Here is a 26,880-nt window from a genome sequence, read left to right on the forward strand (position 1 = left end):
AAGATCGCAGCCTGCGGCAGCTCCTACAGGGGTACCGCGTTAGAGACCGTAGCTCATCAGACGATCATAGCGGCGCTTCAGCAGCGCATCGTTGTCGAACTTCTTCAGCATTGCCAGTTGCGAGCTCAGTTCGGCGCGGATCGAGGCAGCGGCAGCAGCCGGATCACGGTGTGCGCCGCCAAGTGGCTCGCTGATCACTTTATCCACGATGCCCAGGCCCTTGAGGCGCTCGGCGGTGATGCCCATGGCTTCAGCGGCGTCCGGTGCTTTCTCGGCGGTTTTCCACAGGATCGATGCGCAACCTTCCGGCGAGATCACCGCGTAGGTCGAGTACTGCAGCATGTTCAACTGATCGCAAACGCCGATGGCCAGTGCACCACCGGAACCACCTTCACCGATCACGGTGGCGATGATTGGGGTTTTCAGGCGAGCCATGACGCGCAGGTTCCAGGCAATCGCTTCGCTCTGGTTGCGCTCTTCAGCGTCGATGCCAGGGTACGCACCCGGGGTGTCGATGAAGGTCAGGATCGGCATCTTGAAACGCTCGGCCATTTCCATCAGGCGACAGGCCTTGCGGTAGCCTTCCGGACGCGGCATGCCGAAGTTGCGGCGAACCTTCTCGCGCACTTCGCGGCCTTTCTGGTGACCGATGACCATTACTGGCTGGTCTTCCAGACGGGCAATACCGCCAACGATGGCGGCGTCGTCGGAGAAGTGACGGTCACCATGCAGCTCGTCGAACTCGGTGAAGATGTGTTCGATGTAGTCCAGGGTATATGGACGCTTCGGGTGACGCGCCAGACGCGCGATCTGCCAGCTGGTCAGCTTGCCGAAGATGTCCTCGGTCAGCGTGCTGCTCTTGTCCTGCAGGCGGGAAATCTCATCGCCGATATTCAGCGAATTGTCATTACCGACCAAGCGCAACTCTTCGATCTTGGCTTGCAGGTCGGCGATCGGCTGTTCGAAATCTAGAAAATTCGGGTTCATAGGCGTCCGTCTTGGGTCGACGTCCAAGAGAGCTTGGGCCGGCCGGTTGTCTATTCGCGCCCTACCATAAGGGACAGGCGCGTTCAGGTCGAGATTAAATTCTGGTCAAGCTCAGGGCCCCGCTCAAAGTTAAAAGCGACACCCTGACCGTTAACGGTATTGGAGGAAGACGTTGTCTCGCCCGAACTGGTCACGCAGGGCTTGAATCAACGCATCCGCCGGGTCGATTCGCCAGCCTTCGCCGAACTGCAGCAAGGCTTTCGCATCGGGACTCGTGTAGTCCATGGTGATCGGGCACGCACCGCGGTGACGCTTCAACAGCTCACCCAGCCAGCGTAGCTGATCGCCCTTGAGATCCTTGGCGTGTAACTTCAGGCGCAGGCTCTCGGCCAGGTTGGTGCGCGCATCCTCCATGCTCATCACCCGCTTGACCCGCAAGCGCAGGCCACCGGAGAAGTCGTCGTTGCTGACTTCGCCTTCGACCACCACCATCGCATCGGTCTGCAACAGCGATTGCGCGGAATGGAACGCATCGGCGAACAGCGACGCTTCGATCCGCCCCGAACGGTCGTCGAGGGTGATGAAGCCCATCTTGTCGCCCTTTTTGTTTTTCATCACCCGCAGGGCGATGATCATGCCGGCAACGGTCTGGGTATCGCGCGCAGGTTTCAAATCGATGATGCGCTGACGGGCGAAACGGCGGATTTCGCCTTCGTATTCGTCGATCGGGTGACCGGTCAGGTACAGGCCCAGGGTGTCTTTCTCGCCCTTGAGCCGTTCCTTGAGGGTCAGTTCCTTGGCCTTGCGATGATTGGCGTAGACGTCGGCGTCTTCCTCGACGAACAGCCCGCCAAACAGGTCGGCATGGCCGCTGTCATGGGTACGGGCGGTTTGCTCGGCAGCCTTGATCGCCTCTTCCATCGCGGTCAGCAGTACCGCACGGTTGCGGTCGATATTGGCCTGATAGGCTTTGGCTTCGTCGTGGAAATACGGGCCCAGGCGATCCAGCGCACCGCTGCGGATCAAGCCGTCGAGGGTGCGCTTGTTGATGCGCTTGAGGTCAACCCGGGCGCAGAAATCGAACAGGTCCTTGAACGGACCGTCCTGCCGCGCTTCGGTGATCGCCTCCACCGGCCCCTCGCCCACACCCTTGATCGCGCCAAGGCCGTAAATGATCCGGCCTTCGTCGTTCACCGTGAACTTGAACTCGGAAGTGTTCACGTCCGGCGCGTCGAGACGCAGCTTCATCGTGCGCACTTCTTCGATCAAGGTCACGACCTTGTCGGTGTTGTGCATGTCCGCCGAGAGTACCGCGGCCATGAACGGCGCCGGGTAGTGCGCTTTCAGCCACGCGGTCTGGTACGACACCAGGCCATAGGCGGCGGAGTGGGACTTGTTGAAGCCGTAACCGGCGAATTTTTCCACCAGGTCGAAAATGTTACCGGCAAGGTCCGCGTCGATGTTGTTGGTCGCGCAACCTTCGATGAAACCGCCGCGCTGCTTGGCCATTTCCTCGGGCTTTTTCTTACCCATGGCCCGGCGCAGCATGTCCGCACCGCCGAGGGTGTAGCCGGCCATGACCTGGGCGATCTGCATCACCTGTTCCTGATACAGGATGATGCCGTAGGTCGGGGCCAATACGGGCTTGAGGCCTTCGTACTGGTAGTCCGAGTGCGGATACGCGAGTTCGGCGCGACCGTGCTTACGGTTGATGAAGTCGTCCACCATGCCCGATTGCAGCGGGCCGGGACGGAACAGCGCTACCAGTGCGATCAAGTCTTCCAGGCAGTCGGGCTTGAGCTTTTTGATCAGCTCTTTCATGCCTCGGGATTCAAGCTGGAACACCGCTGTGGTTTCGGCTTTTTGCAGCAGCGAATAGGTCGGTTTGTCGTCCAGCGGGATGAACGCGATGTCCAGCGGCGGCTCGTTGACCTTGGCGCGGTCGCGGTTGATGGTCTTCAGCGCCCAGTCGATGATCGTCAGGGTCCGCAGGCCGAGGAAGTCGAACTTCACCAGGCCAGCGGCTTCGACGTCGTCCTTGTCGAACTGGGTTACCAGGCCATCGCCCGCTTCGTCGCAATAAATGGGCGAGAAGTCAGTCAGCTTGGTCGGCGCGATTACCACGCCACCGGCGTGCTTGCCGACGTTACGCACAACGCCTTCAAGCTTGCGGGCCATCTCCCAGATTTCCGCGGCTTCTTCATCGACCTTGATGAAGTCACGCAGGATTTCTTCCTGTTCGTAGGCCTTTTCCAGGGTCATGCCGACTTCGAACGGGATCATCTTCGACAGGCGATCCGCCAGGCCGTAGGACTTGCCCTGCACCCGCGCCACGTCGCGGACCACAGCCTTGGCGGCCATGGAACCGAAAGTAATGATCTGGCTTACCGCGTTGCGGCCGTATTTCTCGGCCACGTAGTCGATCACCCGGTCGCGACCGTCCATGCAGAAGTCGACGTCGAAGTCGGGCATGGAGACCCGTTCCGGGTTGAGGAAACGTTCGAACAGCAGGTCATATTCCAACGGGTCGAGGTCGGTGATCTTCTGCACATAGGCCACCAGCGACCCGGCACCCGACCCCCGGCCAGGACCTACCGGCACACCGTTGTTCTTGGCCCACTGGATAAAGTCCATCACGATCAGGAAGTAACCGGGGAACCCCATCTGGATGATGATATCCAGCTCGAAATTCAGCCGGTCGACATAGACCTGGCGCTTGGCTTCATAGTCCTCGGTGGTGTCCTTGGGCAGCAGGACGGACAGCCGCTCTTCGAGGCCATCGAAGGACACCTTGCGGAAATATTCGTCGATGGTCATGCCATCGGGGATCGGGAAGTTGGGCAGGAAGTGCGTGCCCAGCTTGACTTCGATGTTGCAGCGCTTGGCGATCTCGACGGTGTTTTCCAGCGCCTCGGGAATGTCGCTGAACAGCTCGGCCATTTCCTCGGCACTTTTGAGGTACTGCTGATCGCTGTAGTTCTTCGAACGGCGCGGGTCGTCGAGGGCCCGGCCCTCGCCGATGCACACGCGGGTTTCGTGGGCGGCGAAATCTTCCTGCTTGATGAAGCGCACGTCGTTGGTCGCGACCAGCGGTGCGCCGATTTTCTCGGCCAGCGCCACGGCGCCGTGCAGTTGCTCTTCATCGTTGGGGCGGTTGGTGCGCTGGATTTCCAGGTAGAAACGATCCGGAAAAACCGCCATCCACTCACGCGCCAGGGTTTCCGCTTCGTCCGGGTTGCCGCTGAGCATGGCCTGGCCGATCTCGCCCTCTTTGGCCGCCGACAGCATGATGAGGCCGTCGCTGGCTTCGGCCACCCATTCGCGCTCGATGATGATCGAGCCATTGCGCTGACCGTCGATGAAACCTCGAGAGATCAATTCGGTGAGGTTGCGATAACCCGCGGCATTCATCACCAGCAGGCTGATCCGGCTCAGGGGGTTGTCCGGATCCTTGTTCGACAACCACAGGTCGGCGCCGCAGATCGGCTTGATCCCGGCACCCATGGCGTTTTTATAGAATTTGACCAGGGAACACATGTTGTTCTGGTCAGTGACCGCTACGGCAGGCATGTTCATGCCGACCAGGGTCTTGACCAGCGGCTTGATCCGCACCAGACCGTCGACCAGGGAGTATTCAGTGTGCAGGCGTAGGTGAACGAATGAAGCCGGCATAGTGATCCTGCATTAAGTCATGAAAACAACAAGGCCCGGATTGTACCGGGCCTTGGTGAAAAAAATCAGCCTTGCAACTAAGACTCGATGAGACTCTCTCGGGCCTCATAGGCCAGGCGCACCGGGGCAAACGAGCGCCGGTGAATCGGCGTCGGCCCCAGGCGTGCCAGCGCTTCCAGATGAACGGGCGTCGGGTAGCCTTTGTGCCCGCCGATCCCGTAACCCGGGTAGATCAATTCGAAAGCAGCCATTTCACGGTCGCGACTGACCTTGGCCAGAATCGATGCCGCGGCGATCGCCGGGACCTTGCCGTCGCCCTGCACCACCGCTTCGGCACGCATCGGCAACTTCGGGCAACGGTTGCCGTCGATCATCGCCAGTTTCGGCTGGACGTGCAGCCCGGCAATGGCGCGCTGCATGGCCAGCATGGTGGCATGGAGGATGTTCAGCTCATCGATCTCTTCGACTTCCGCGCGGGCAATGCACCAGCTCAGGGCTTTTTCGCAGATTTCGTCATAGAGTTTTTCGCGCCGGGCTTCGGTGAGCTTCTTCGAGTCGTTCAGCCCGAGGATCGGACGGTTCGGATCAAGAATCACCGCCGCGGTCACCACGGCGCCGCATAACGGGCCGCGACCGACTTCGTCGACACCGGCAACCAGTTCTTCCACTTCCGCGACCAAGGTGAAATCCAGCCCCATCTGCATGCTTGTCTTACTCATTTTACTGGGTCGATCAGGTTCAGCACTGCATCCGCAGCCTGGTTGGAGGCATCCAGACGAAGGGTCCGGTGAATTTCATCAAAACCGCGGGTTTGCTCTTCGCCACCCTCGATCAGCGGCGACAGGGTCTGGGCCAGCGCTTCGACCGTGGCATCGTCCTGCAACAACTCGGGCACCAACAGGCGCTGGGCCAGCAGGTTCGGCAAGGACACGTACGGGCTCTTCACCATGCGCTTGAGAATCCAGAACGTCAGCGGTGCCAGGCGATAGGCAACCACCATCGGCCGCTTGTACAACAAGGCTTCAAGCGTTGCGGTCCCCGAGGCAATCAGTACGGCGTTGCAGGCTGCCAAAGCCAGATGGGACTTGCCGTCGAGCAAGGTCAGCGGCAAATCGCGACCGGCCAGCAGCTCTTCAAGCTGGGCCCGGCGCTGTGGGTTGGCACAAGGCACGACAAACCGCACACCGGGGCGCAGTGCCCGCAGGCGTTGGGCGGTATCGAGAAACAAGGCGCCTAGTCGGCCGACTTCGCCGCCACGACTGCCGGGCATCAGCGCCACCAACGGCCCGTCGGGCAATCCCAGTTCGGCCCGCGCCGCAGCGCGATCGGCTTCCAGCGGAATGGCATCGGCCAGGGTGTGCCCGACAAACCGCACCGGCACACCCTTCTCTTCGTAGAATTTCGCTTCGAACGGGAACAGGGTGAGCATCAGGTCGCAACCTTCGCGAATCTTCAGCACGCGCTTCTGCCGCCAGGCCCAGACCGATGGACTGACGTAATGCACGGTCTTGATCCCGGCCTGACGCAGCTTGAGTTCGATGTTGAGGTTGAAGTCCGGGGCATCGATACCGATGAACACGTCCGGCTTCGCGGCGATCAGGTCAGCCACCAGCTTTTTTCGGCGCGCCAGCAATTCACGCAAGCGGCCCAGCACTTCCACCAGGCCCATGACCGACAGACGTTCCATGGGAAAGTAGGACGTCAGGCCTTCGGCCTGCATCAACGGACCGCCGACTCCGATGAACTCGACCGCCGGATGGCGAGCCTTGAGCGCGCGCATCAGACCCGCGCCCAAAATGTCGCCGGAAGCCTCGCCCGCCACCAGCGCAATACGCAAATTGGCCATGGTTAGCGGGTGATGCCGCGGGTCGAGGACTGTATGGAGTCGCGGAACACCGCCACTTCCGGGAACTGGGCAGAGGATTCGGCCAGTTCGGCGAGCGCCTGCTCAACCGTCAGGCCCTGGCGATAGACCACCTTGTAGGCACGACGCAGGGCGTGGATCGCGTCTTCGCTGAAACCGCGACGGCGCATGCCTTCGAAGTTCATGCTGCGGGCTTCGGCCGGGTTGCCGAACACCGTGACATAGGCCGGGACGTCCTTGCCAATCGCCGTACCCATGCCGGAAAAGCTGTGGGCACCGATGTGGCAATACTGGTGAACCAGGGTAAAACCGGACAGGATCGCCCAGTCTTCCACGTGCACGTGGCCGGCCAGCGCCGTGTTGTTGACCAGGATGCAGTGGTTGCCGATGACACTGTCGTGACCGATGTGGGCGTAGGCCATGATCAGGTTGTGATCGCCCAGGGTGGTTTCCGAACGGTCCTGAATGGTCCCACGGTGAATCGTCACACCTTCGCGGATGACGTTGTGGTCACCCATCACCAGGCGGGTTTCCTCGCCTTTGTATTTCAGATCGGGCGTGTCCTCACCTACCGAGGAAAACTGGTAGATACGGTTGTGCTTACCGATTCGGGTCGGGCCCTTGAGAATCACATGCGGCCCGATCACGGTCCCCTCGCCGATTTCCACACCTGCGCCGATGATCGACCACGGGCCGACCTCGACACCGTCAGCCAGGACGGCCGTCGGATCGATGATTGCGCGAGGGTCGATCAAACTCATAGTTTGCGTTCCGCGCAGATGATTTCAGCGGAGCAGACCGGCTTGCCATCGACCGAAGCCTGGCACTCGAACTTCCAGATCTGCCGCTTGCAGCTGATGAACTTGGCTTCCAGGATCAGCTGGTCGCCCGGCAGTACAGGCTGGCGGAAGCGCAGCTTGTCGGAGCCGACGAAGTAATAAAGGGTGCCGTCGGCGGGTTTCACGTCGAGCATTTTGAAACCAAGGATCCCTGCAGCCTGAGCCATCGCTTCGATGATCAGTACGCCCGGCATGATTGGATGCGCAGGAAAGTGACCATTGAAGAAGGGTTCGTTGATGCTGACATTCTTGTAGGCGCGAATGCGCTTGCCTTCAACATCCAGCTCCACTACCCGGTCCACCAGCAGGAACGGGTAACGGTGAGGCAGGTATTCGCGAATCTCGTTGATGTCCATCATTTCGGGGGGAAGCCTATGTAAAGATTGGGAGCGCGCGACTGATGCACACTCCTCTAGCAAATCAAGGACGCAGTCTAGCGGCTGTGCACACTTGATATGGAAATGGTATCAGCCATCTGATGAAGCATTACCGCCAGGGGTCACGTCCCCAGTTTGCTTTTCCAGCTGTCGCAGACGCCGCGCGATGTCATCGAGCTGACGAATACGGGCCGCGCTTTTGCGCCACTCGGCGGCTGGCTGCATCGCCGTTCCGGAAGAATAGGCACCCGGCTCGGTGATCGAGTGGGTCACCATGGTCATCCCGGTGATGAAAACGTTGTCGCAAATATCGATATGCCCCACCAGCCCTACGCCACCGGCGAGCATGCAATGCTTGCCGATTTTAGTGCTGCCGGAGATCCCCACGCAGGCCGCCATGGCGGTGTGATCACCGACCTGAACGTTGTGGGCGATCTGGATCTGGTTGTCGAGTTTCACACCATTGCCAATGACGGTATCGGCCAGCGCACCACGGTCAATGGCGGTGTTCACGCCGATTTCCACGTCATCGCCGACCAGGACACCACCGATCTGGGCAATTTTCTGCCAGATGCCTTTCTCGTTGGCAAAGCCGAAGCCTTCGCCGCCAAGCACCGCACCGGACTGGATCACCACCCGCTTGCCGACGCGTACGTCGTGATACAGCGTGACGCGCGGTGCCAGCCAGCCGCCTTCGCCAACGACGCTGCGGGCGCCGATGAAGCAGTGCGCACCAATGGTCGTACCGGCAGCAATATGCGCCCCGCTTTCAATCACCGCAAATGCACCGATACTCGCCGCCGGATCGACCACCGCATCCGCGGCAATCACTGCCGTCGGATGAATACCGGCTGCCGCCTTGGGCTTGGGATCGAACAGGTGGGAAATACGCGCGTAAGCAGCGTAAGGATCGGGCACCACCAGGCAATCCCCGGCAAAACCTTCGGCGTCAGCGGCCTTGAGCAACAACGCTGCCGCCTGACTGCCTGCCAGGTATTTGCGGTATTGGGGGTTTGCGAGAAAGCTCAACTGAGCTGGGCCAGCCTCCTGCAAGGTGGCTAGCCCAGTAATTGCTTTCTCCGGGTCGCCACGTAGCGTGGCGCCGAGGAACTCGGCCAGCTGGCCGAGCTTAATGGTCACTGTCATGGATTACTTCAGCTGATTCATGCGCTCGATAACCTGGCGCGTGATGTCGTACTGAGGTTTGACATCAATCACTGCACCACGCTCGAAGACCAGGTCAAAAGCACCTTTCTTGATGACTTCTTCCACAGCGCTGTCCAGTTTCGGCTTGAGCTGCTTCAGCATTTCACGGTCGGCAACGGCTTTGGCTTCGTTCAGTTCCTTGGACTGGAACTGGAAGTCACGGGCCTTTTGCTTGAATTCAAGCTCCAGACGCTCACGCTCGCCTTGCTGCATTTTGTCGCCACCGGCCATCAGGCGATCCTGGATACCCTTGGCGCTGCTTTCCAGCGTCTTGAGCTTGCTCAGCTGAGGACCGAATTTCTTCTCGGCATCCACGGCGTATTTCTTGGCCGCATCGGATTCCAGCAGAGCCATCTGATAGTTCAGGACGGCGATTTTCATGTCGGCAAATGCCGGACCTGCAACCAGTACGGAAGCCAGGAGAACCAATTGAGTCAACTTACGCACGATGCACTCCTACAAAATCCATTGTCGTTATCTTGGGGCAGACGCTTAGAACGTCTGACCGAGGGAGAATTGGAACACTTGAGTTTCAGCGTCATCCGGTTTCTTGACTGGCATGGCCAACGCAAAACTCAGAGGACCCAGTGCGGTGACCCAGGTCACACCCACACCGACGGAACTGGCCATATTGCTCAGACTGATGTCGTTGCACTTGGTGTTGGACTTCGTGCCATCAGCGTTGGTGGAATCAGAGCACGATGAGTCGAAAACGTTACCCACATCCCAGAATACCGAGGTACGCAGGGAACGCTGGTCCTTGACGAACGGCAGCGGGAACAGGACTTCAACACCACCCTGGATCAGGACGTTACCACCGAACGGCAGCGGATCCTGGTCCGGGTCGAGCGCAGTGCCAGGGTTCTTGCCGGTACTTGGTGTACTGCGAGGACCCAGGGTGCTGTCCTTGAAGCCGCGAACCGAGTTGAAACCACCAGCATAGTAGTTTTCATAGAATGGCAAGCCATCGGTCGAACCGTAACCATCGCCATAACCCAGTTCGGTATGCAGGCGCATGGTGTAGTTGTCGCTCAGTGGCTGGAACAACTGGCCACGGTAGTCGAGCTTGAAGAACGACAGGTCGCTGCCTGGAACCGTGGATTCCAGCACGAGGCTCTGGGAATGACCACGGGTCGCCAGTACGCCCTTGTTCAGGGTGGACTCGGACCAACCGGCCGAAGCCTTGAAGTTCAGGTACTTGTCGCCTTCCTTGTTAACGAAATCAAAGATCTCGTCGACGGTATAGACACCGGTCTTGATCTCGTCCTGCTGGGCCGTCAGGCCGAAGGTCAGGCGCGAAGTCTCGCTGATCGGATAACCGACGCTCACGCCGGCACCCAGGCTGTCCACGGCATAGCTGGCTACGTCGACGTCGAGGTCATCGTAGTCAGTTGTACGGTAGAACGCGTTGTAACCCAGGCTCACGCCATCGGCAGTCCAGTAGGGGTCAACGTAACCGAAGTTGTAGCGGCTCTGGTATTCGCTGCGGGTCAAGCCGAGGCTGACCTTGTTACCGGTACCGAGGAAGTTGTTCTGGGTGATCGAACCACCGAGGATCAGGCCCGCACTCTGGGCGAAGCCGACGCTGGCGGTAATCGAACCGGACGCCTGCTCTTCAACGCTGTAGTTGACGTCAACCTGGTCATCGACACCCGGTACAGCCGGGGTTTCAACGTTGACTTCCTTGAAGAAGCCCAGTCGCTCCAGACGGGTCTTGGATTGGTCGATCAGGTAGGTCGAGGCCCAGCCGCCTTCCATCTGGCGCATTTCGCGACGCAGCACTTCGTCTTCGGACTTGGTGTTGCCACGGAAGTTGATGCGGTTCACGTAGGCACGCTTGCCTGGATCGACAGCGAAGGTGATGTCTACCGTGTGGTCGTCATCGTGGGGCTGAGGCACGCCGTTGACGTTGGCGAAGGTGTAGCCCTCGTTACCCAGGCGACGAGTGATCAGTTCAGACGTGGTGGTCATCAGCTTGCGCGAGAACACCTGGCCTTTCTGTACCAGCAGCAGGGACTTGACCTGGTCTTCAGGGACTTTCAGGTCGCCGCTGAGCTTCACGTCACGAACGGTGTACTTGTCACCTTCGTTGATGTTGACGGTGATGTAGACGTGCTTCTTGTCCGGCGTGATGGACACCTGGGTCGAAGCGATGTCCATGTTGATGTAGCCGCGGTCCAGGTAGTAGGAACGCAGGCGCTCCAGGTCACCGGAGAGTTTTTCACGGGCGTACTTGTCATCGTTCTTGAAGAACGACAGCCAGTTGGTGGTCTTGAGTTCGAACAGGTCGATCAGGTCTTCATCAGGGAAGACCGTGTTGCCTACCACGTTGATGTGCTGGATAGCGGCAACGGTGCCTTCGTTGATGTTGACCTTCAAGCCGACGCGGTTGCGCGGCTGCGGGATCACTTCAGTGTCGACGGTAGCCGAGTAGCGACCCTGGGCGACGTACTGGCGCTGCAGTTCGTTACGTACGCCTTCGAGGGTGGCGCGTTGGAAGATCTCGCCTTCGGCCAGGCCGGATTGCTTGAGACCCTTCATCAGGTCTTCGGTGGAGATCGCCTTGTTGCCTTCGATCTCGATACTGGCAACCGACGGACGCTCGACTACCGTGATAACCAGGACGTTGCCATCGCGGCCCAGTTGGATATCTTGAAAGAACCCGGTTTTGAACAGCGCACGAGTGGATTCCACCAGGCGTCGATCATCCGCCTGTTCACCGACGTTCAACGGCAAAGCACCAAAGACGCTACCCGCGGAGACCCGCTGGAGGCCATTGACGCGAATATCAGAGATAGTGAAGGACTCGGCGTGAACTTCGGCGATCATCAATACGGTGAGAACCGCAGTTAGCAGCAGACGTTTCATGAAGTCCTTTCTTATTCCAACTGGCAATAAAAACTGCCGCAAAATGCGGCAGATTCGCAATTCAGCGAAGCGTTACAGTCGACCCAGATCATTAACCAGAGCAAGCAACATCACCCCGATCACCAAACTGATGCCGATCTGTATCCCCCAACCTTGCACCCGATCCGACAAGGGACGACCACGCGCCCACTCGATCAGATAAAACAACAAATGCCCCCCATCCAGCACAGGAATGGGCAGCAAATTCAGAACCCCCAGGCTAATACTCAGATAAGCAAGGAAATTCAGGAAATCAGCGACACCCGACTGGGCCGAAGCGCCCGCCACTTTAGCAATGGTTATCGGTCCACTCAAGTTTTTTACCGAGAGCTCGCCGAACAACATTTTCTTCAGCGAATCGAGGGTCAGCACGCTCATCGTCCAGGTGCGTCGAGCCCCTTCCCCCACGGCTGCCAACGGCCCGTAACTGACTTCGCGAATCATCTCAGGTGGCCAATCGACAGCTTTTACCCCCGCCCCGAGGTAACCGGTGGGTGCCTTGCTTTCGCCACGGGCAGCCAACATCACAGGAACGTCGATTTGAGCACCGTCACGCTCCACCCGCAGCATGATTTTGGTATCAGGATGCATACGAACGATATCGACGACCTGCTGCCAGTCATCCACGGCCTTGCCATCGAGCGCCAACAGGCGGTCACCGGTCTTCAGGCCGGCGGCCTGGGCCGGGCCTTTGGAATCCAGTTCAGCCAGGACGGGCGGCAATGCCGGGCGCCACGGGCGAATGCCCAGGGAACGAATCGGATCCGGTTCATCGGCACCTTTGAGCCAGTTGTCCAACACCAGCTCGCGCGGCGAATCCGCTGTCGTGCCCTGCTCGCGAACCAGCAGCTGCAGGGAACCGCTTTCACCCAGGCGACGGACCAGTTGCAGATTGACCGCAGCCCAGCCGGAAGTGGGCTCGCCGTCGATGGCAACGATTTCCTGGCCTGCGTTCAGGCCCGCCTTGGCCGCCAGGCTACCGGACTCGACAGCGCCGATGACCGGGCGGACCTGCTCGGTGCCAAGCATCGCCAATGCCCAGAAAAACACCATCGCCAACAGGAAGTTGGCAATCGGTCCCGCTGCAACGATGGCAATGCGCTGGCGCACGGATTTGCGGTTGAAGGATTGCTCGAGCTGATCGGCCGGCACTTCGCCTTCACGCTCGTCGAGCATCTTCACGTAGCCACCCAATGGAATGGCAGCCACCACGAATTCGGTACCCTTCTTGTCGTGCCAGCGCAGCAGCGGCATGCCGAAGCCCACGGAGAAACGCAGCACCTTGACCCCACAGCGACGCGCGACCCAGAAATGGCCGAACTCGTGGAAGGTAACCAGCACGCCCAAAGCGACCAGGGTGCCGACAATCATATAGAGCGCGCTCATCTATTTTCTCCGCATTCCTATCCAGTCCTGCATCGCAGCACTTACCGCCCTTGACGACTCAACCATTGTTCAGCCAGCAAACGCGCCTTGGCATCCGCCGTGAACACCGCCTCAAGATCATTCACTGCAACCACAGGTTCGAGATTGAGGACTTCCTCGATGATACTCGCGATTTCCAGGTAACGAACCCGTCCGTCGAGAAAGGCCGCGACAGCGACTTCATTTGCCGCATTCAACATCGCCGGAGCGCTGTTACCCGCCTCGGCTGCCTGGCGCGCCAGTCGCAGGCACGGGAATCGATCTTCGTCCGGGGCCTGGAAGTCCAGGCGCGCGACGGCAAACAGGTCCAGCGGCGGCACGCCCGAGTCGATTCGCTCCGGCCAGGCCAGCGCGTTGGCGATCGGCGTGCGCATGTCCGGGTTACCCAACTGGGCCAATACCGAACCATCGATGTAGTCGACCAGCGAATGAATCACGCTTTGTGGGTGGATCACTACTTCAACCTGGGACGGCTTGGCATCGAACAGCCAGCAGGCCTCGATCAGCTCAAGCCCTTTATTCATCATGCTGGCCGAATCGACCGAGATCTTGCGCCCCATGGACCAGTTAGGGTGGGCACAGGCCTGCTCGGGTGAAACATGCGCCAGCTCGGCCATGGGCGTCTGCCGGAACGGACCGCCAGAGGCGGTCAGCAGGATCCGGCGTACGCCGACCGGTTCCAGGCCACGGGCAAAATCCCGGGGCATGCATTGGAAAATCGCGTTGTGCTCACTGTCGATCGGCAGCAATACCGAGCCGCTTTTGCGCACGGCCTGCATGAACAAGGCGCCGGACATGACCAGCGCCTCCTTGTTGGCCAGGAGGATCTTCTTGCCGGCCTCGACGGCCGCCAGGGTCGGGCGCAGGCCTGCGGCGCCGACGATGGCCGCCATGACCGCATCAACCTCAGGGTCGGCAGCCACCTGGCACAACCCCTCCTCCCCCACCAGCACGCGAGTGGCAAGACCGGCAGCGCGCAGGTCATCCTGCAAGCCGCGGGCAGCAGCGGCCTCAGGCACCACGGCAAACCGCGGGGCGTGACGCACGCACAGCGCCAGCAGCTCGCTCAGGCGAGTGAAACCGCTCAAGGCGAAGACCTGGTAGCGCTCAGGGTGGCGGGCGATGACATCCAGGGTGCTCAGACCAATCGAGCCGGTCGCCCCGAGGACGGTAATCTGCTGAGGACGGCTCATGGTGCAGCCATCCACAACAGTACGGCAAATACCGGGATCGCCGCGGTCAGACTGTCGATGCGATCCAGCACGCCGCCATGCCCCGGCAGCAGGTTGCTGCTGTCCTTGATCCCGGACTGGCGCTTGAACATGCTTTCGGTGAGATCACCCACCACCGAGACGAACACGATCAGCGCGGCGCCGATCAGCCCCTTGAACAATTCGGCCACCGTCCAGTCGCGCACCAGGGCAACCAGGGTGGTGATCACCAGGCTCAGGGCCAGGCCGCCGTACACGCCTTCCCAGCTTTTGCCCGGGCTGACCTGCGGCGCCAGCTTGCGCTTGCCAAACGCACGTCCGGAGAAATAGGCACCGATATCCGCGCCCCAGACCAGCACCATCACCGCCATGATCAACCAGTTGCCCAGCGGGTACTGCTTGATCTGCACCAGGCCTTGCCAGGCCGGCAACAGGATCAACAGGCCGATCAGCAGCTTGCAGGCGGCGCTCGCCCAATGCTCACTGGAGCGCGGGTAGGTCAGCACCAGGTAAGTCGCCAGCGCCCACCAGAGCACCGAAGCCCCCAACACCCAGGGCGCAAGGCCGGGCAGGATGTACATGACGAACAGCATCAAGGCGACGACGGCGGCATAGCCGGCACGAAACGCTTGCGCAGCGAAACCGGCCAGGCGCGCCCATTCCCAGGCGCCCAGGGTTACGACCAGGCCGATGAACAGCGCAAAAGCGGAACCCTCCAGCAGAAAAAACCCACCCAGGGCAATCGGCAGCAGGATCAGCGCGGTGATGATTCGTTGTTTAAGCATTAAACCCGGGCTCCAGCCTCGACCTGCTCGCTCGTTTTACCGAAGCGGCGCTGGCGAGATGCGAAATCGGCCAGCGCATTGCGCATGGCATCGTGTTTGAAGTCCGGCCAGAACAGGTCGGAGAAGTACAACTCGGCGTAGGCCAGCTGCCACAGCAGGAAGTTACTGATGCGATGCTCGCCACCGGTACGGATGCACAAGTCCGGCAACGGCAGGTCGCCGGTGGCCAGGCAGGTTTGCAGCAGTTCCGGGGTAATGTCTTCCGGCCGCAGATGCCCGGCCTGGACTTCACGCGCCAGACGCTGTGCGGCTTGGGCGATATCCCACTGACCGCCGTAGTTGGCGGCGATCTGCAGGACGAAGCGATTGGCGCCGGCCGTCATGGCCTCGGCTTCACGCATGGCGGCCTGGAGCTCCGGGTGGAAGCGCGAGCGGTCGCCAATGATGCGCAAGCTGATGTTGTTGTCGTTGAGGCGCTTGGCCTCACGACGCAATGCCTTGAAGAACAGATCCATCAAGGCACTGACTTCATCGGCCGGGCGCTGCCAGTTCTCACTGGAGAACGCGAACAGGGTCAATACTTCGACCCCTGCCTCGGCGCACACCTCAATGACTGCACGCACCGCATCCACACCCGCTTTATGCCCGGCGACACCCGGCATAAAGCGTTTTTTCGCCCAGCGATTATTACCATCCATGATGATCGCGACATGGCGCGGCACCGCGGAAGGTGCAACCTGCTTGGTCTTTTCCATGAACACGCGACCCTTATACGGCCATCAGGTCTTTTTCTTTCTGCGCCAGGTTCGCGTCGATTTGAGCCACGTACTTCTTGGTCAGATCATCGATTTCGCCAGTTGCGCGACGCTCTTCGTCTTCGCTTATTTCCTTTTCCTTGACCAGATCCTTCAGCGAGCTGTTGGCATCGCGACGGATGTTGCGCACGGCAACGCGGGCATCTTCAGCTACATCACGCGCCTGCTTGGTGAAGCCCTTGCGGGTTTCCTCGGTCAGGGCCGGCATGGAGATCAGCAGCAACTCACCCAGGTTGGTCGGGTTCAGGTTCAGACCTGCACTGCCGATGGCCTTGTCGACGGCACCGAGCATGTTGCGCTCGAAGGCAACGACTTGCAGGGTACGGGCGTCCTTGACGGTGATGTTCGCCACTTGCTTGATCGGGGTATCGGCGCCGTAATACGGAACCATTACACCTTCCAGAATGCTTGGGTGCGCCTGGCCGGTACGGATCCGACCGAAGTTGTGCGCCAGCGATTCCACGGACTTCTGCATGCGCTCTTGAGCGTCTTTCTTGATTTCGTTGATCATTGTTGGCCTTCCTCGATCAGGGTTCCTTCAGCGCCACCATGGACGATATTCAGCAGGGCGCCGGGCTTGTTCATGTTAAAGACGCGCAACGGCATCTTGTGGTCGCGGCACAGGCAAATGGCCGTCAGATCCATCACGCCCAGCTTGCGATCCAGTACTTCATCGTAGGTCAGATGATCGAACTTCTCGGCATGCGGGTCTTTGAATGGGTCAGCGGTGTAGACGCCATCGACCTTGGTTGCCTTGAGCACGACATCGGCATCGATTTCGATTGCACGCAGGCAAGCCGCCGAATCCGTGGTGAAGAACGGATTACCGGTGCCGGCCGCGAAAATCACCACGTCCTTGGAGTTGAGGTGGCGCATGGCCTTGCGGCGATCGTAGTGATCGGTCACGCCCACCATGGAAATGGCCGACATCACGATGGCCGAGATATTGGCACGTTCCAGCGCGTCGCGCATGGCCAGGGCGTTCATCACAGTGGCCAGCATGCCCATGTGGTCGCCTGTGACCCGGTCCATGCCGGCCTTGCTCAGCGCTTCGCCGCGGAACAGGTTGCCGCCGCCGATCACCAGGCCGACCTGGACACCGATGCCGACCAACTGGCCGACTTCCAGCGCCATGCGATCCAGAACCTTCGGGTCGATCCCGAACTCTTCCGAGCCCATCAGGGCCTCGCCGCTAAGCTTGAGTAGAATGCGTTTATAGCGAGCCTGATAACCACTGCCCTGCTGAGCCATTGCGAATCTCTCCTGCGGCGTATTTTAAAAATTCTTTGCGAGCTGTTTTTCAGCTGGCGTTCACTCTAGCGTGACGCTGCTTCAGCGCCATCGGAACATGGCTTTGTAAGCCAGTTCCAAGTGGAAGCCAATTAAAAATTGGCAACCCATCTGAAAAGAGGCTGCGCGCGTGAGCGGGCAGCCTCTTCAGGGCGACAGTTAAAAAACCGTCTTATTGCTTGGCGGCAGCCAGTTGTGCGGCAACTTCTTCAGCGAAGTTGTCAACTGGCTTCTCGATGCCTTCGCCCACTTTGAAGTAGGTGAAGGAAACGATTTCAGCGCCGGCTTTCTTGGCCAGGGCACCTACGGTGACTTCCGGGTTCATCACGAAAGCTTGCTCAACCAGGCTGGCTTCGGCCAGGAACTTGGTGATACGGCCGGCAATCATCTTCTCGACGATTTCAGCTGGCTTGCCTTTCATCTTGTCTTCGTTCAAGGACAGGAAAACGCCCTTTTCACGCTCGATGGCTTCTGGCGAAACCTGCGATGGCAGCAGGAACTCAGGGTTGCTTGCCGCCACGTGCATGGCGATCTCTTTGGCCAGCTGAACATCGCCGCCCTTGAGAACAACAGCAACACCGATCTTGTTACCGTGCAGGTAAGTACCGACCACGTCACCTTCAACGCGAACCAGGCGACGGATGTTGACGTTTTCGCCAACTTTGGCCACCAGGGCTTCACGAGCCGATTCCTGAGCGGCGATCAGCGGAGCTGCGTCGGTCAGTTTTTCGTCGAATGCTTTTTCTACGCTGGCAGCAACGAAGTTCTTGAAGTCGTCTTGCAGTGCCAGGAAGTCGGTCTGCGAGTTCACTTCCAGCAGTACGGCGGACTTGTCGTCAGCCTTGATGGCGATGGCGCCTTCAGCGGCAACGTTGCCCGCTTTCTTGGCAGCCTTGATGGCGCCCGAAGCACGCATGTCATCAATGGCTTTCTCGATGTCGCCGCCGGCCTTGGTCAAGGCCTTTTTGCAGTCCATCATGCCTTCGCCAGTACGCTCGCGCAGTTCTTTGACCAACGCTGCAGTAATCTCTGCCATTTCAAAATTCCTCTTGGATAGGTTATCAACCATTCCACCCGATCGAACGGGCGTTCAATTCTTCCCGAACCACCCTTGTTAGCTGCCGCACGTTACAGATAGAGCAGTGGGCGCCGACAAATGGTTTTCGAGGTGGCAAAAAGGGGGCCAAGCCCCCTTTTTGCTTACTGAGTCAACGCCAGGGCGTCAATTACTCAGCTGCAGCCTGAGTTTCTTCAGCTGCGAACTCTACGGTGCCGCCGGCAACGTTGTTGCGACCACGGATCACAGCGTCAGCCATCGAACCCATGTACAGCTGGATAGCGCGGATTGCGTCATCGTTGCCTGGGATGATGTAGTCAACGCCTTCCGGGCTGCTGTTGGTATCGACTACGCCGATAACCGGGATGCCCAGCTTGTTGGCTTCGGTGATCGCGATGCGCTCGTGATCAACGTCGATAACGAACAGAGCGTCTGGCAGACCGCCCATGTCCTTGATACCACCCAGGGAACGATCCAGCTTTTCCAGGTCACGGGAGCGCATCAGCGCTTCTTTCTTGGTCAGCTTGGCGAAAGTACCGTCTTCGGCTTGTACTTCAAGGTCACGCAGACGCTTGATGGAAGCACGGATGGTCTTGAAGTTGGTCAGCATGCCGCCCAACCAGCGGTGATCGACGTACGGCGAACCGCAACGTGCTGCTTCTTCAGCAACGATCTTGCCAGCGGAACGCTTGGTGCCGACGAACAGAATCTTGTTTTTGCCCTGGGCCAGACGCTCTACGAAAGTCAGAGCTTCGTTGAACATTGGCAGGGTTTTTTCAAGGTTGATGATGTGGATCTTGTTACGCGCGCCGAAAATGTATTTACCCATTTTCGGGTTCCAGTAACGGGTCTGGTGACCGAAGTGCACACCGGCCTTCAGCATATCGCGCATGTTGACTTGGGACATGATAGTTCCTTAATAAGTCGGGTTTGGCCTCCACGTATCCCAATGACCAACCACCAGCATTTCGCTTGCGGCACCCAGGTCATCGTGTCGACACGTGTGTGGATTTAGGCTTTTCGGGGCATCCCCGGAAAGCGGCGCATTTTATACCACAAGGATGGAAAAAACGGAACCCGGATTCTCAAATCGAGGCGAACGCACATCGCCAGCCCTTGGAATCCGCCCAGAATGCACCATTCTATAAGGAGAAGCGATGCACTGAGCCGCGGATTTGCGCTGATCGTCTGTTAGAATCGCGTTTTTCAGGGCTGCGAAGATCGATCGCGCAACGCCCTTTTCGTCAAGAAAGCGCCATCGAGCGCAGAGAGAGCCTGTATGACCGTCACCCTCAAAACCCCCGAGGACATCGCAAAAATGCGCGTCGCCGGCAAACTGGCCGCCGATGTGCTGGAAATGATTGCTGAACATGTCAAACCGGGCGTTACCACCGATCAACTGAACCAGATCTGCCACGACTATATCGTCAACGAGCAGAAGGCCATCCCTGCCCCGCTGAACTACAAGGGCTATCCCAAGTCGATCTGCACCTCGATCAACCATGTGGTCTGCCACGGCATCCCGAACGACAAGCCGCTCAAGGATGGCGACACCCTGAACATCGACGTCACCGTCATCAAGGATGGCTACCACGGCGACACCAGCCGCATGTTCCACGTCGGCACCGTGCCGGTCTGGGCCGAGCGACTGTCCCAGGTGACCCAGGAATGCATGTACAAGGCGATCGAGATCGTCAAACCCGGCTGCCGCCTCGGCGACATCGGCGAAATCATCCAGAAGCACGCCGAGAAAAACGGCTTCTCGGTGGTTCGCGAGTTCTGCGGCCACGGCATCGGCAAGGTGTTCCATGAAGAGCCGCAGATCCTGCACTACGGCCGTGCCGGCACCGGCATGGAACTGAAGGCCGGCATGACCTTCACCATCGAGCCGATGATCAACCAGGGCAAGGCCGACACCAAGGTGCTGGGCGATGGCTGGACCGCGATCACCAAGGACCGCAAGCTGTCGGCACAGTGGGAACACACCCTGCTGGTGACCGAGACCGGTTACGAGATCTTCACCCTGCGCAGCGATGACACCATCCCCCGCGTTTCGGCCTGATCCGCTCACCGAACCCAGCCTATAGAAAGGAAAGCCAATCAATGCCGCAGGTGGATCCCGAACTCTTCGATCGTGGCCAGTTCCAGGCTGAACTGGCCCTGAAGGCCAGCCCGATCGCGGCCTTCAAGAAGGCGATCCGCCAGGCGCGCGAAGTGCTCGACGGACGCTTTCGCAGCGGCCGGGACATTCGCCGATTGATCGAGGACCGTGCCTGGTTCGTCGATAACCTCCTGCAAAAGGCCTGGGAGCAGTTCGACTGGAGTGAGGACGCCGACATCGCGCTGGTCGCGGTCGGCGGCTACGGTCGTGGCGAGCTGCACCCCTACTCCGACATCGACCTGTTGATCCTGCTCGACAGCGCCGACCACGAGGTTTTCCGCGATTCCATCGAGCGCTTCCTGACCCTGCTGTGGGACATCGGCCTGGAAGTCGGCCAGAGCGTTCGGTCGGTCGAGGAGTGCGCCATCGAAGCCCGCGCCGACCTGACAGTCGTCACCAACCTGATGGAAAGCCGCACCATCTGCGGCCCGGAGCACTTGCGCCAGCGCATGCTGGATGTCACCAGCACCGCGCACATGTGGCCGAGCAAGGACTTCTTCCTGGCCAAGCGCGCCGAGCAGAAAGCCCGTCACCACAAGTACAACGACACCGAATACAACCTGGAACCCAACGTCAAGGGCTCGCCCGGCGGCCTGCGGGATATCCAGACGATTCTGTGGGTGGCCCGTCGCGAGTACGGCACCTTGAACCTGCGGGCACTGGCCGGCGAAGGGTTCCTGGTCGAAAGCGAAAACGCCTTGCTGGCCTCCTCCCAGGAGTTCCTGTGGAAGGTCCGCTACGCCCTGCACATGCTCGCCGGGCGCGCCGAAGACCGCCTGCTGTTTGATCACCAGCGCACCATTGCCGGGCTGCTGGGCTTTGAAGGGGACGACGCCAAGCAGGCCGTCGAGAACTTCATGCAGCAGTATTTCCGCGTGGTCATGAGCATTGCCCAGCTCAGCGACCTGATCATCCAGCACTTCGAGGAAGTCATCCTCGCACCGGAGGATGCAGCGCCGCCACAGCCGGTCAACTCGCGATTCCAGCTGCACGACGGCTACATCGAGGCGCGTAACGACAATGTGTTCCGCCGCACGCCGTTCGCCATGCTCGAGATCTTCGTGCTGATGGCCCAGCAACCGGAAATCAAGGGCGTGCGCGCCGACACCATTCGTCTGCTGCGCGAAAATCGCCACCTGATCGACGACAACTTCCGCAACGACATTCGCAACACCAGCCTGTTCATCGAGCTGTTCAAATGCAAGATCGGCATCCACCGCAACCTGCGCCGGATGAACCGCTACGGCATTCTCGGGCGTTATCTGCCGGAGTTCGGTTTCATCGTCGGGCAGATGCAGCACGACCTGTTCCACATCTACACGGTCGACGCCCACACCCTGAACTTGATCAAGCACCTGCGTAAGTTGCAGTACACGCAAGTGTCGGAAAAATTCCCGTTGGCCAGCAAGCTCATGGCCAAGCTGCCCAAGCCTGAACTGATCTACCTCGCCGGGCTGTATCACGACATCGGCAAGGGCCGCCATGGCGATCACTCGGAGATCGGCGCAGTGGACGCCGCCGCCTTCTGCCAGCGCCATCAACTGCCGGTGTGGGACAGCCGCCTGATCGTCTGGCTGGTGCAAAACCACCTGGTGATGTCGACCACGGCCCAGCGCAAGGATTTGTCCGACCCGCAGGTGATCCATGATTTCGCCCTGGCCGTGGGCGATGAAACCCGCCTCGACTACCTGTACGTGCTGACGGTCGCCGACATCAACGCCACCAACCCGACCCTGTGGAATTCCTGGCGGGCCAGCCTGCTGCGCCAGCTCTACACCGAGACCAAGCGCGCCCTGCGTCGTGGCCTGGAAAACCCGGTGGACCGCGAAGAACAGATCCGCCAGACCCAGAGCGCCGCGCTGGACATCCTCGTGCGGGGCGGCACCGACCCGGACGACGTCGAGCAGTTGTGGGCGCAATTGGGTGACGACTATTTCCTGCGCCACACCGCCGGCGACGTCGCCTGGCACAGCGATGCGATCCTCCAGCAGCCGGCCGACGGCGGGCCGCTGGTGCTGATCAAGGAAACCACCCAACGCGAGTTCGAGGGCGGCACGCAGATCTTCATCTACGCACCGGACCAGCACGACTTCTTCGCCGTGACCGTGGCCGCGATGGACCAGCTCAACCTGAACATCCATGACGCCCGGGTCATCACCTCCAGCAGCCAGTTCACCCTCGACACCTACATTGTGCTCGACACCGACGGCGACTCGATCGGCGATAATCCGGCGCGGGTCAAGCAGATCCGTGACGGCCTGGCCGAAGCCCTGCGCAACCCGGACGACTACCCGACCATCATCCAGCGCCGAGTGCCGCGCCAGCTCAAGCATTTCGCCTTTGCGCCACAGGTGACGATCCACAATGACGCCCAGCGTCCGGTGACCGTCCTGGAACTGACCGCCCCTGACCGCCCCGGCCTGCTGGCACGGGTCGGCACGATTTTCCTGGAGTTCGACCTGTCGCTGCAAAACGCCAAGATCGCCACCCTCGGCGAGCGCGTGGAAGACGTGTTCTTCATTACCGACGCGAACAACCAGCCGTTGTCCGACCCGTTGTTGTGCAGTCGGTTACAAGACGCAATCGTCGAGCAGTTGAGTGTTAACCAGGAACCCGATATCAAGTTGTCGCGCATCAGTATCTGAATCAAAAAACCGCCCCCTGTAGGAGCTGGCTTGCCAGCGATGGACTAATAGGCGCCGCGTTTACCCTGTAAAAACGCGTCATCGTTAACGACCATCGCTGGCAAGCCAGCTCCTACAAAGGGCCGGCCAGCCGCCACACCGAACGAGATCTACCGATGAACAACGCCCTGACCCAGCTCCAGCCCTACCCGTTCGAAAAGCTCCGCGCCCTGCTCGGCAGCGTCACGCCCAACCCCGACAAGCGCCCTATCGCGCTGTCGATCGGCGAACCCAAGCACCGCTCGCCAAGCTTCGTCGCCGAGGCCCTGGCCAGCAACCTGGATCAGATGGCCGTGTACCCGACCACCCTCGGCATCCCGGCCCTGCGCGAAGCCATCGGCGCCTGGTGCGAGCGTCGCTTCGGCGTGCCGAACGGCTGGATCGACCCGGCGCGCAACGTGCTGCCGGTCAACGGTACCCGCGAAGCGCTGTTCGCCTTCACCCAGACCGTGGTCAATCGTGGCGACGATGCGCTGGTAGTCAGCCCGAACCCCTTCTATCAGATCTACGAAGGCGCCGCGTTCCTCGCCGGGGCCAAGCCGCACTACCTGCCGTGCCTGGACGAAAACGGCTTCAACCCGGATTTCGATGCCGTTTCCCCGGACATCTGGAAACGCTGCCAGATCCTGTTCCTGTGCTCGCCGGGTAACCCGACCGGCGCTCTGATTCCGGTCGAGACCCTGAAGAAGCTGATCGCCCTGGCTGATGAGCACGACTTCGTGATCGCCGCGGACGAGTGCTACAGCGAACTGTATTTCGACGAACAGACCCCGCCGGCCGGGCTGCTCAGCGCCTGCGTGGAATTGGGTCGCAAGGACTTCAAGCGTTGCGTGGTCTTCCACAGCCTCTCCAAGCGCTCCAACCTGCCGGGCCTGCGTTCTGGCTTCGTGGCCGGTGACGCGGATATCCTCAAGGGCTTCCTGCTCTATCGCACCTACCACGGCTGCGCGATGCCGGTTCAAACCCAACTGGCCAGCGTCGCCGCGTGGAACGACGAAGTGCACGTACGCGCCAACCGTGCGCTGTATCGCGAAAAGTATGACGCCGTGCTGGAAATCCTCAGCCCGGTGCTGGACGTGCAACGCCCGGACGGCGGTTTTTACCTGTGGCCGAATGTGGCCGGGGACGACGCAGCCTTCTGCCGCGACCTGTTCGAGCAGGAGCACGTGACCGTGGTGCCGGGCTCCTACCTGTCGCGGGATGTCGATGGCGTCAATCCGGGTGCCGGCCGTGTGCGCATGGCGCTGGTTGCGCCGTTGGCCGAGTGTGTCGAGGCTGCGCAACGTATCCGCGACTTCATCCAGCGCCGCAAATAACCGCGGGGTTATTTCACCTGGCCGAGCTTGGCTTCACTCAGATCCAGCTCACCCAACACCTCACGCAACACGTCATCGCCGATCTGGTGATGACGACTGAGGCTGTACAGCTCCAGGCGCTGCGCCCGCAGCGCCTTCAAGCGCAAACGCCGCTCCAGCAAATCCATCTGGAACGCCAGTGCCTGGGCTTCGGCCGAGTCATTGAACACCTCCAGCTGATGCCGATATTCGGACATGATCCGCGCCTTGAGCTCTGCCGCCAGCGCCGCTTGAGCAGCGTCCTGTGGGTTGACCTCTTCGGTTTCGAGGGCATGGATCGCCGCTTCGGCGGTTTTGCGCCAGGCGTCGCGCACTTCATTGCGGCGCTTGTCGTCCGGGCTTTTCTCGATGCCGCGCAGCAGCAACGGCAAGGCAATGCACGCGGCGATCAACGACAGCAGAATCACCCCGGCGGCGATGAAGATCAGCAGGTCGCGCTCGGGAAATGCGTCGCCCCCCATGAGCATCGGCACCGACAACACACCCGCCAGCGTCACCGCCCCGCGCACGCCACCGACGGTCAGCAACCAGCAGGAGCGCGCGCTCGGCACCCGGGTGATCTCATCCTTGCCGCGCCAGCGCCGCAGGACAATGGACAGGCGCCAGATGCTTTGCACCCAGACGAACCGCAGCACCAGCAACACCAGGAAAATCGCCAGCACATCGAAGCATCGATACAACAGCGTCGGCCACAGCGAGGTTTCATGGCTGGCCACGGCCTTGACGATGTCCGGCAACTGCAAGCCCAGCAGCAGGAAGATCAGGCCATTGAAGGCGAACTCGAGCAATGACCAGACGCTGCGATTGAGCAGCCGCGTGTTGGTCTGGCGCGGCAGCAGATCGAGCCAGCTCTGCATCATCCCCGCCGCGACCGCCGACAGGATGCCCGACGCCCCCACGCGCTCGGCCAGCACATACGCGGCAAACGGCAGCAACAACATGAAGACGACGTGGGTGGCCGGGTCATCCCAGCCACGGGCGATCATCCATGAGCGCAGGCGCCCCACCAACCAGCTCAATGCCACGCCGATGGCCAGGCCACCCACCGCCACCAAGACGAAGGTGACACTGGCGTTGGCCAGCGAGAACGCCCCGGTCACTGCCGCCACAAGGGCGAACTTGAACGTCACCAGACCCGAGGCATCGTTCATCAAGGCTTCGCCCTGCAGGATGTGCATCAAGGGCGTGGGCAAGCGATTCTGCGAGATCGCCGAGACCGCCACGGCGTCCGTGGGCGACAGCACTGCGGCCAAGGCAAAGGCTACCGGAAGCGGGATAGTCGGCAGCAACCAGTGAATGAAATACCCGGCGCCGACCACGGTAAACAGCACCAACCCCACCGCCAGAGTCAGGATCGGGCCACGTAGTTGCCAGAATTCACGCTTGGGCATGCGCCAACCGTCGGAAAACAACAAAGGCGGCAGGAACAGGAACAGAAACAATTCAGGGTCCAACGCCACATGCAGGCCGAGGGTCGGCCAGGCCAGCAAGGCGCCCGCGGCAATTTGTACCAACGGCAGTGGCAGCGGGATCACCCGCCCGAGCAAGCGCGAAACGCCTACCAGCATCAACAGGATCAGGACGGTGTAGGCGGTTTGCATAAAACGGAAATCTCAGACGATCGACAGCGTTGAACTGCCATATTAGCCGCTTAGGATACGTCTGACCGTTGTACCTATGTCGCAGCCCCCGTGTGGGAGCCAGCCTGCTGGCGATGGCGGCGCCAAATTCAATACTGATGCCGACAGATCCGACGCTATCGCCAGCAGGCTGGCTCCCACAGGTTTTGCAGTGGGAAATCGACCTCAAGCGCCGCGAAACCGTCCGGCCATGGCATAATCCGACACCTTTTATTTCCGACACCTGTAAAGGGGGCGATTCCTTGACCGTTTCAAGTAAAACGTTGCACCTTTTCGGCATCAAAGCCTGCGACACCATGAAAAAGGCGCGCACCTGGCTCGATGAACACGCTGTCAGCTATGACTTCCATGATTACAAAGCGGTCGGTATCGACCGTGAACACCTGACCCAATGGTGCAACGAGCACGGCTGGGAAGTGGTGTTGAACCGTGCAGGCACGACCTTTCGCAAGCTCGACGACGAACGCAAAGCCGATCTCGACCAGCCGAAAGCCATCGAACTGATGCTCGCACAACCTTCGATGATCAAGCGCCCGGTGCTCGATCTCGGTGACCGAACCCTGATTGGCTTCAAGCCAGATATCTACGCGGCCGCGCTCAAGTAA

Annotated in this window: 22 protein-coding genes; 4 read left to right on the plus strand and 18 right to left on the minus strand. The window is 60.2% G+C overall.

Features of this window, described 5'->3' with window-relative positions:
* Nucleotides 1–39 precede the first annotated feature (39 nt).
* The 17 genes from NPS56_RS25195 to rpsB all read right to left on the minus strand — a co-directional run bounded on the left by NPS56_RS25195 (nt 40) and on the right by rpsB (nt 19,342).
* Nucleotides 40–987, minus strand: a complete 948-nt coding sequence (locus NPS56_RS25195) for an acetyl-CoA carboxylase carboxyltransferase subunit alpha (protein ID WP_274077160.1) — start codon at nt 985–987, stop codon at nt 40–42.
* A 150-nt stretch (nt 988–1,137) separates the two neighbouring features.
* Nucleotides 1,138–4,659 (minus strand): DNA polymerase III subunit alpha, encoded by a 3,522-nt coding sequence (gene dnaE / locus NPS56_RS25200; RefSeq protein ID WP_274077161.1) that lies wholly within the window; start codon nt 4,657–4,659, stop codon nt 1,138–1,140.
* 77 nt (nt 4,660–4,736) lie between these two features.
* A complete protein-coding gene (rnhB, locus tag NPS56_RS25205) occupies nt 4,737–5,363 on the minus strand; it encodes a ribonuclease HII (protein WP_274077213.1) in 627 nt (208 codons plus the stop codon).
* An 11-nt stretch (nt 5,364–5,374) separates the two neighbouring features.
* The gene (gene lpxB, locus NPS56_RS25210; RefSeq protein ID WP_272604841.1) at nt 5,375–6,505 is read right to left on the minus strand and encodes a lipid-A-disaccharide synthase; all 1,131 of its coding nucleotides are present in this window, start codon (nt 6,503–6,505) and stop codon (nt 5,375–5,377) included.
* Between the two features lie 2 nt (nt 6,506–6,507).
* Entirely contained in the window at nt 6,508–7,284 is a 777-nt protein-coding gene (lpxA, locus tag NPS56_RS25215; protein ID WP_274077162.1) for an acyl-ACP--UDP-N-acetylglucosamine O-acyltransferase, read from the minus strand.
* Nucleotides 7,281–7,721: a 3-hydroxyacyl-ACP dehydratase FabZ gene (fabZ, locus tag NPS56_RS25220; RefSeq protein WP_007978374.1), complete on the minus strand. Its 441-nt coding sequence runs from the start codon at nt 7,719–7,721 to the stop codon at nt 7,281–7,283. The genes lpxA and fabZ overlap by 4 nt, the downstream gene beginning before the upstream one ends.
* Before the next feature lie 108 nt (nt 7,722–7,829).
* Nucleotides 7,830–8,885, minus strand: a complete 1,056-nt coding sequence (gene lpxD, locus NPS56_RS25225; RefSeq protein ID WP_274077163.1) for a UDP-3-O-(3-hydroxymyristoyl)glucosamine N-acyltransferase — start codon at nt 8,883–8,885, stop codon at nt 7,830–7,832.
* Between the two features lie 3 nt (nt 8,886–8,888).
* A complete protein-coding gene (locus tag NPS56_RS25230) occupies nt 8,889–9,392 on the minus strand; it encodes an OmpH family outer membrane protein (protein ID WP_008057318.1) in 504 nt (167 codons plus the stop codon).
* A gap of 45 nt (nt 9,393–9,437) precedes the next feature.
* Nucleotides 9,438–11,813 (minus strand): outer membrane protein assembly factor BamA, encoded by a 2,376-nt coding sequence (bamA, locus tag NPS56_RS25235; RefSeq protein WP_274077164.1) that lies wholly within the window; start codon nt 11,811–11,813, stop codon nt 9,438–9,440.
* Nucleotides 11,814–11,885: 72 nt separating this feature from the next.
* On the minus strand, nt 11,886–13,238 hold the full coding sequence (rseP, locus tag NPS56_RS25240; protein WP_274077165.1) for an RIP metalloprotease RseP: 1,353 nt from the start codon (nt 13,236–13,238) through the stop codon (nt 11,886–11,888).
* A gap of 41 nt (nt 13,239–13,279) precedes the next feature.
* A complete protein-coding gene (gene ispC, locus NPS56_RS25245) occupies nt 13,280–14,470 on the minus strand; it encodes a 1-deoxy-D-xylulose-5-phosphate reductoisomerase (protein ID WP_274077166.1) in 1,191 nt (396 codons plus the stop codon).
* Nucleotides 14,467–15,273: a phosphatidate cytidylyltransferase gene (locus NPS56_RS25250; RefSeq protein ID WP_274077167.1), complete on the minus strand. Its 807-nt coding sequence runs from the start codon at nt 15,271–15,273 to the stop codon at nt 14,467–14,469. The genes ispC and NPS56_RS25250 overlap by 4 nt, the downstream gene beginning before the upstream one ends.
* Nucleotides 15,273–16,028 carry a polyprenyl diphosphate synthase gene (gene uppS, locus NPS56_RS25255; protein WP_008057310.1) on the minus strand — a complete coding sequence of 252 codons (756 nt, stop codon included), beginning with the start codon at nt 16,026–16,028 and terminating at the stop codon, nt 15,273–15,275. The genes NPS56_RS25250 and uppS overlap by 1 nt, the downstream gene beginning before the upstream one ends.
* Nucleotides 16,029–16,041: 13 nt before the next feature.
* Entirely contained in the window at nt 16,042–16,599 is a 558-nt protein-coding gene (gene frr / locus NPS56_RS25260) for a ribosome recycling factor (protein ID WP_274077168.1), read from the minus strand.
* Nucleotides 16,596–17,339 (minus strand): UMP kinase, encoded by a 744-nt coding sequence (gene pyrH / locus NPS56_RS25265; protein ID WP_003222124.1) that lies wholly within the window; start codon nt 17,337–17,339, stop codon nt 16,596–16,598. Before pyrH ends, frr begins: the two co-directional genes overlap by 4 nt.
* Before the next feature lie 211 nt (nt 17,340–17,550).
* Nucleotides 17,551–18,414 (minus strand): translation elongation factor Ts, encoded by an 864-nt coding sequence (gene tsf / locus NPS56_RS25270; RefSeq protein ID WP_274077169.1) that lies wholly within the window; start codon nt 18,412–18,414, stop codon nt 17,551–17,553.
* Between the two features lie 190 nt (nt 18,415–18,604).
* Nucleotides 18,605–19,342, minus strand: coding sequence for a 30S ribosomal protein S2 (rpsB, locus tag NPS56_RS25275; protein WP_003222119.1), 738 nt, complete (start codon nt 19,340–19,342; stop codon nt 18,605–18,607).
* Between the two features lie 372 nt (nt 19,343–19,714).
* Between rpsB and map the strand changes: the two genes are divergently transcribed.
* The 3 genes from map to dapC all read left to right on the plus strand — a co-directional run bounded on the left by map (nt 19,715) and on the right by dapC (nt 24,596).
* Entirely contained in the window at nt 19,715–20,497 is a 783-nt protein-coding gene (map, locus tag NPS56_RS25280) for a type I methionyl aminopeptidase (RefSeq protein WP_046816511.1), read from the plus strand.
* A gap of 41 nt (nt 20,498–20,538) precedes the next feature.
* Nucleotides 20,539–23,241 carry a [protein-PII] uridylyltransferase gene (locus NPS56_RS25285; protein ID WP_274077170.1) on the plus strand — a complete coding sequence of 901 codons (2,703 nt, stop codon included), beginning with the start codon at nt 20,539–20,541 and terminating at the stop codon, nt 23,239–23,241.
* Between the two features lie 155 nt (nt 23,242–23,396).
* Entirely contained in the window at nt 23,397–24,596 is a 1,200-nt protein-coding gene (dapC, locus tag NPS56_RS25290; protein ID WP_077184460.1) for a succinyldiaminopimelate transaminase, read from the plus strand.
* A gap of 8 nt (nt 24,597–24,604) precedes the next feature.
* On the opposite strand, the gene NPS56_RS25295 is transcribed toward dapC, so the two are convergent.
* Complete coding sequence (locus tag NPS56_RS25295) at nt 24,605–26,236, minus strand: Na+/H+ antiporter (RefSeq protein WP_274077171.1); 1,632 nt, start codon at nt 26,234–26,236, stop codon at nt 24,605–24,607.
* Nucleotides 26,237–26,517: 281 nt separating this feature from the next.
* On the opposite strand from NPS56_RS25295, the gene NPS56_RS25300 reads away from it, so the two are divergent.
* Complete coding sequence (locus tag NPS56_RS25300; protein ID WP_046816507.1) at nt 26,518–26,880, plus strand: ArsC family reductase; 363 nt, start codon at nt 26,518–26,520, stop codon at nt 26,878–26,880.

The sequence above is a fragment of the Pseudomonas putida genome (assembly GCF_028682635.1).
Classification (GTDB): domain Bacteria; phylum Pseudomonadota; class Gammaproteobacteria; order Pseudomonadales; family Pseudomonadaceae; genus Aquipseudomonas; species Aquipseudomonas putida_AE.

What these genes read in the sequence shown, in the direction of transcription:
- NPS56_RS25195 (WP_274077160.1), bottom strand. Translation starts at nt 987, where the DNA reads ATGAACCCGAATTTTCTAGATTTCGAACAGCCGATCGCCGACCTGCAA.
- dnaE (WP_274077161.1), bottom strand. Translation starts at nt 4,659, where the DNA reads ATGCCGGCTTCATTCGTTCACCTACGCCTGCACACTGAATACTCCCTG.
- rnhB (WP_274077213.1), bottom strand. Translation starts at nt 5,363, where the DNA reads ATGCAGATGGGGCTGGATTTCACCTTGGTCGCGGAAGTGGAAGAACTG.
- lpxB (WP_272604841.1), bottom strand. Translation starts at nt 6,505, where the DNA reads ATGGCCAATTTGCGTATTGCGCTGGTGGCGGGCGAGGCTTCCGGCGAC.
- lpxA (WP_274077162.1), bottom strand. Translation starts at nt 7,284, where the DNA reads ATGAGTTTGATCGACCCTCGCGCAATCATCGATCCGACGGCCGTCCTG.
- fabZ (WP_007978374.1), bottom strand. Translation starts at nt 7,721, where the DNA reads ATGATGGACATCAACGAGATTCGCGAATACCTGCCTCACCGTTACCCG.
- lpxD (WP_274077163.1), bottom strand. Translation starts at nt 8,885, where the DNA reads ATGACAGTGACCATTAAGCTCGGCCAGCTGGCCGAGTTCCTCGGCGCC.
- bamA (WP_274077164.1), bottom strand. Translation starts at nt 11,813, where the DNA reads ATGAAACGTCTGCTGCTAACTGCGGTTCTCACCGTATTGATGATCGCC.
- rseP (WP_274077165.1), bottom strand. Translation starts at nt 13,238, where the DNA reads ATGAGCGCGCTCTATATGATTGTCGGCACCCTGGTCGCTTTGGGCGTG.
- ispC (WP_274077166.1), bottom strand. Translation starts at nt 14,470, where the DNA reads ATGAGCCGTCCTCAGCAGATTACCGTCCTCGGGGCGACCGGCTCGATT.
- NPS56_RS25250 (WP_274077167.1), bottom strand. Translation starts at nt 15,273, where the DNA reads ATGCTTAAACAACGAATCATCACCGCGCTGATCCTGCTGCCGATTGCC.
- uppS (WP_008057310.1), bottom strand. Translation starts at nt 16,028, where the DNA reads ATGGAAAAGACCAAGCAGGTTGCACCTTCCGCGGTGCCGCGCCATGTC.
- frr (WP_274077168.1), bottom strand. Translation starts at nt 16,599, where the DNA reads ATGATCAACGAAATCAAGAAAGACGCTCAAGAGCGCATGCAGAAGTCC.
- pyrH (WP_003222124.1), bottom strand. Translation starts at nt 17,339, where the DNA reads ATGGCTCAGCAGGGCAGTGGTTATCAGGCTCGCTATAAACGCATTCTA.
- tsf (WP_274077169.1), bottom strand. Translation starts at nt 18,414, where the DNA reads ATGGCAGAGATTACTGCAGCGTTGGTCAAAGAACTGCGCGAGCGTACT.
- rpsB (WP_003222119.1), bottom strand. Translation starts at nt 19,342, where the DNA reads ATGTCCCAAGTCAACATGCGCGATATGCTGAAGGCCGGTGTGCACTTC.
- map (WP_046816511.1), top strand. Translation starts at nt 19,715, where the DNA reads ATGACCGTCACCCTCAAAACCCCCGAGGACATCGCAAAAATGCGCGTC.
- NPS56_RS25285 (WP_274077170.1), top strand. Translation starts at nt 20,539, where the DNA reads ATGCCGCAGGTGGATCCCGAACTCTTCGATCGTGGCCAGTTCCAGGCT.
- dapC (WP_077184460.1), top strand. Translation starts at nt 23,397, where the DNA reads ATGAACAACGCCCTGACCCAGCTCCAGCCCTACCCGTTCGAAAAGCTC.
- NPS56_RS25295 (WP_274077171.1), bottom strand. Translation starts at nt 26,236, where the DNA reads ATGCAAACCGCCTACACCGTCCTGATCCTGTTGATGCTGGTAGGCGTT.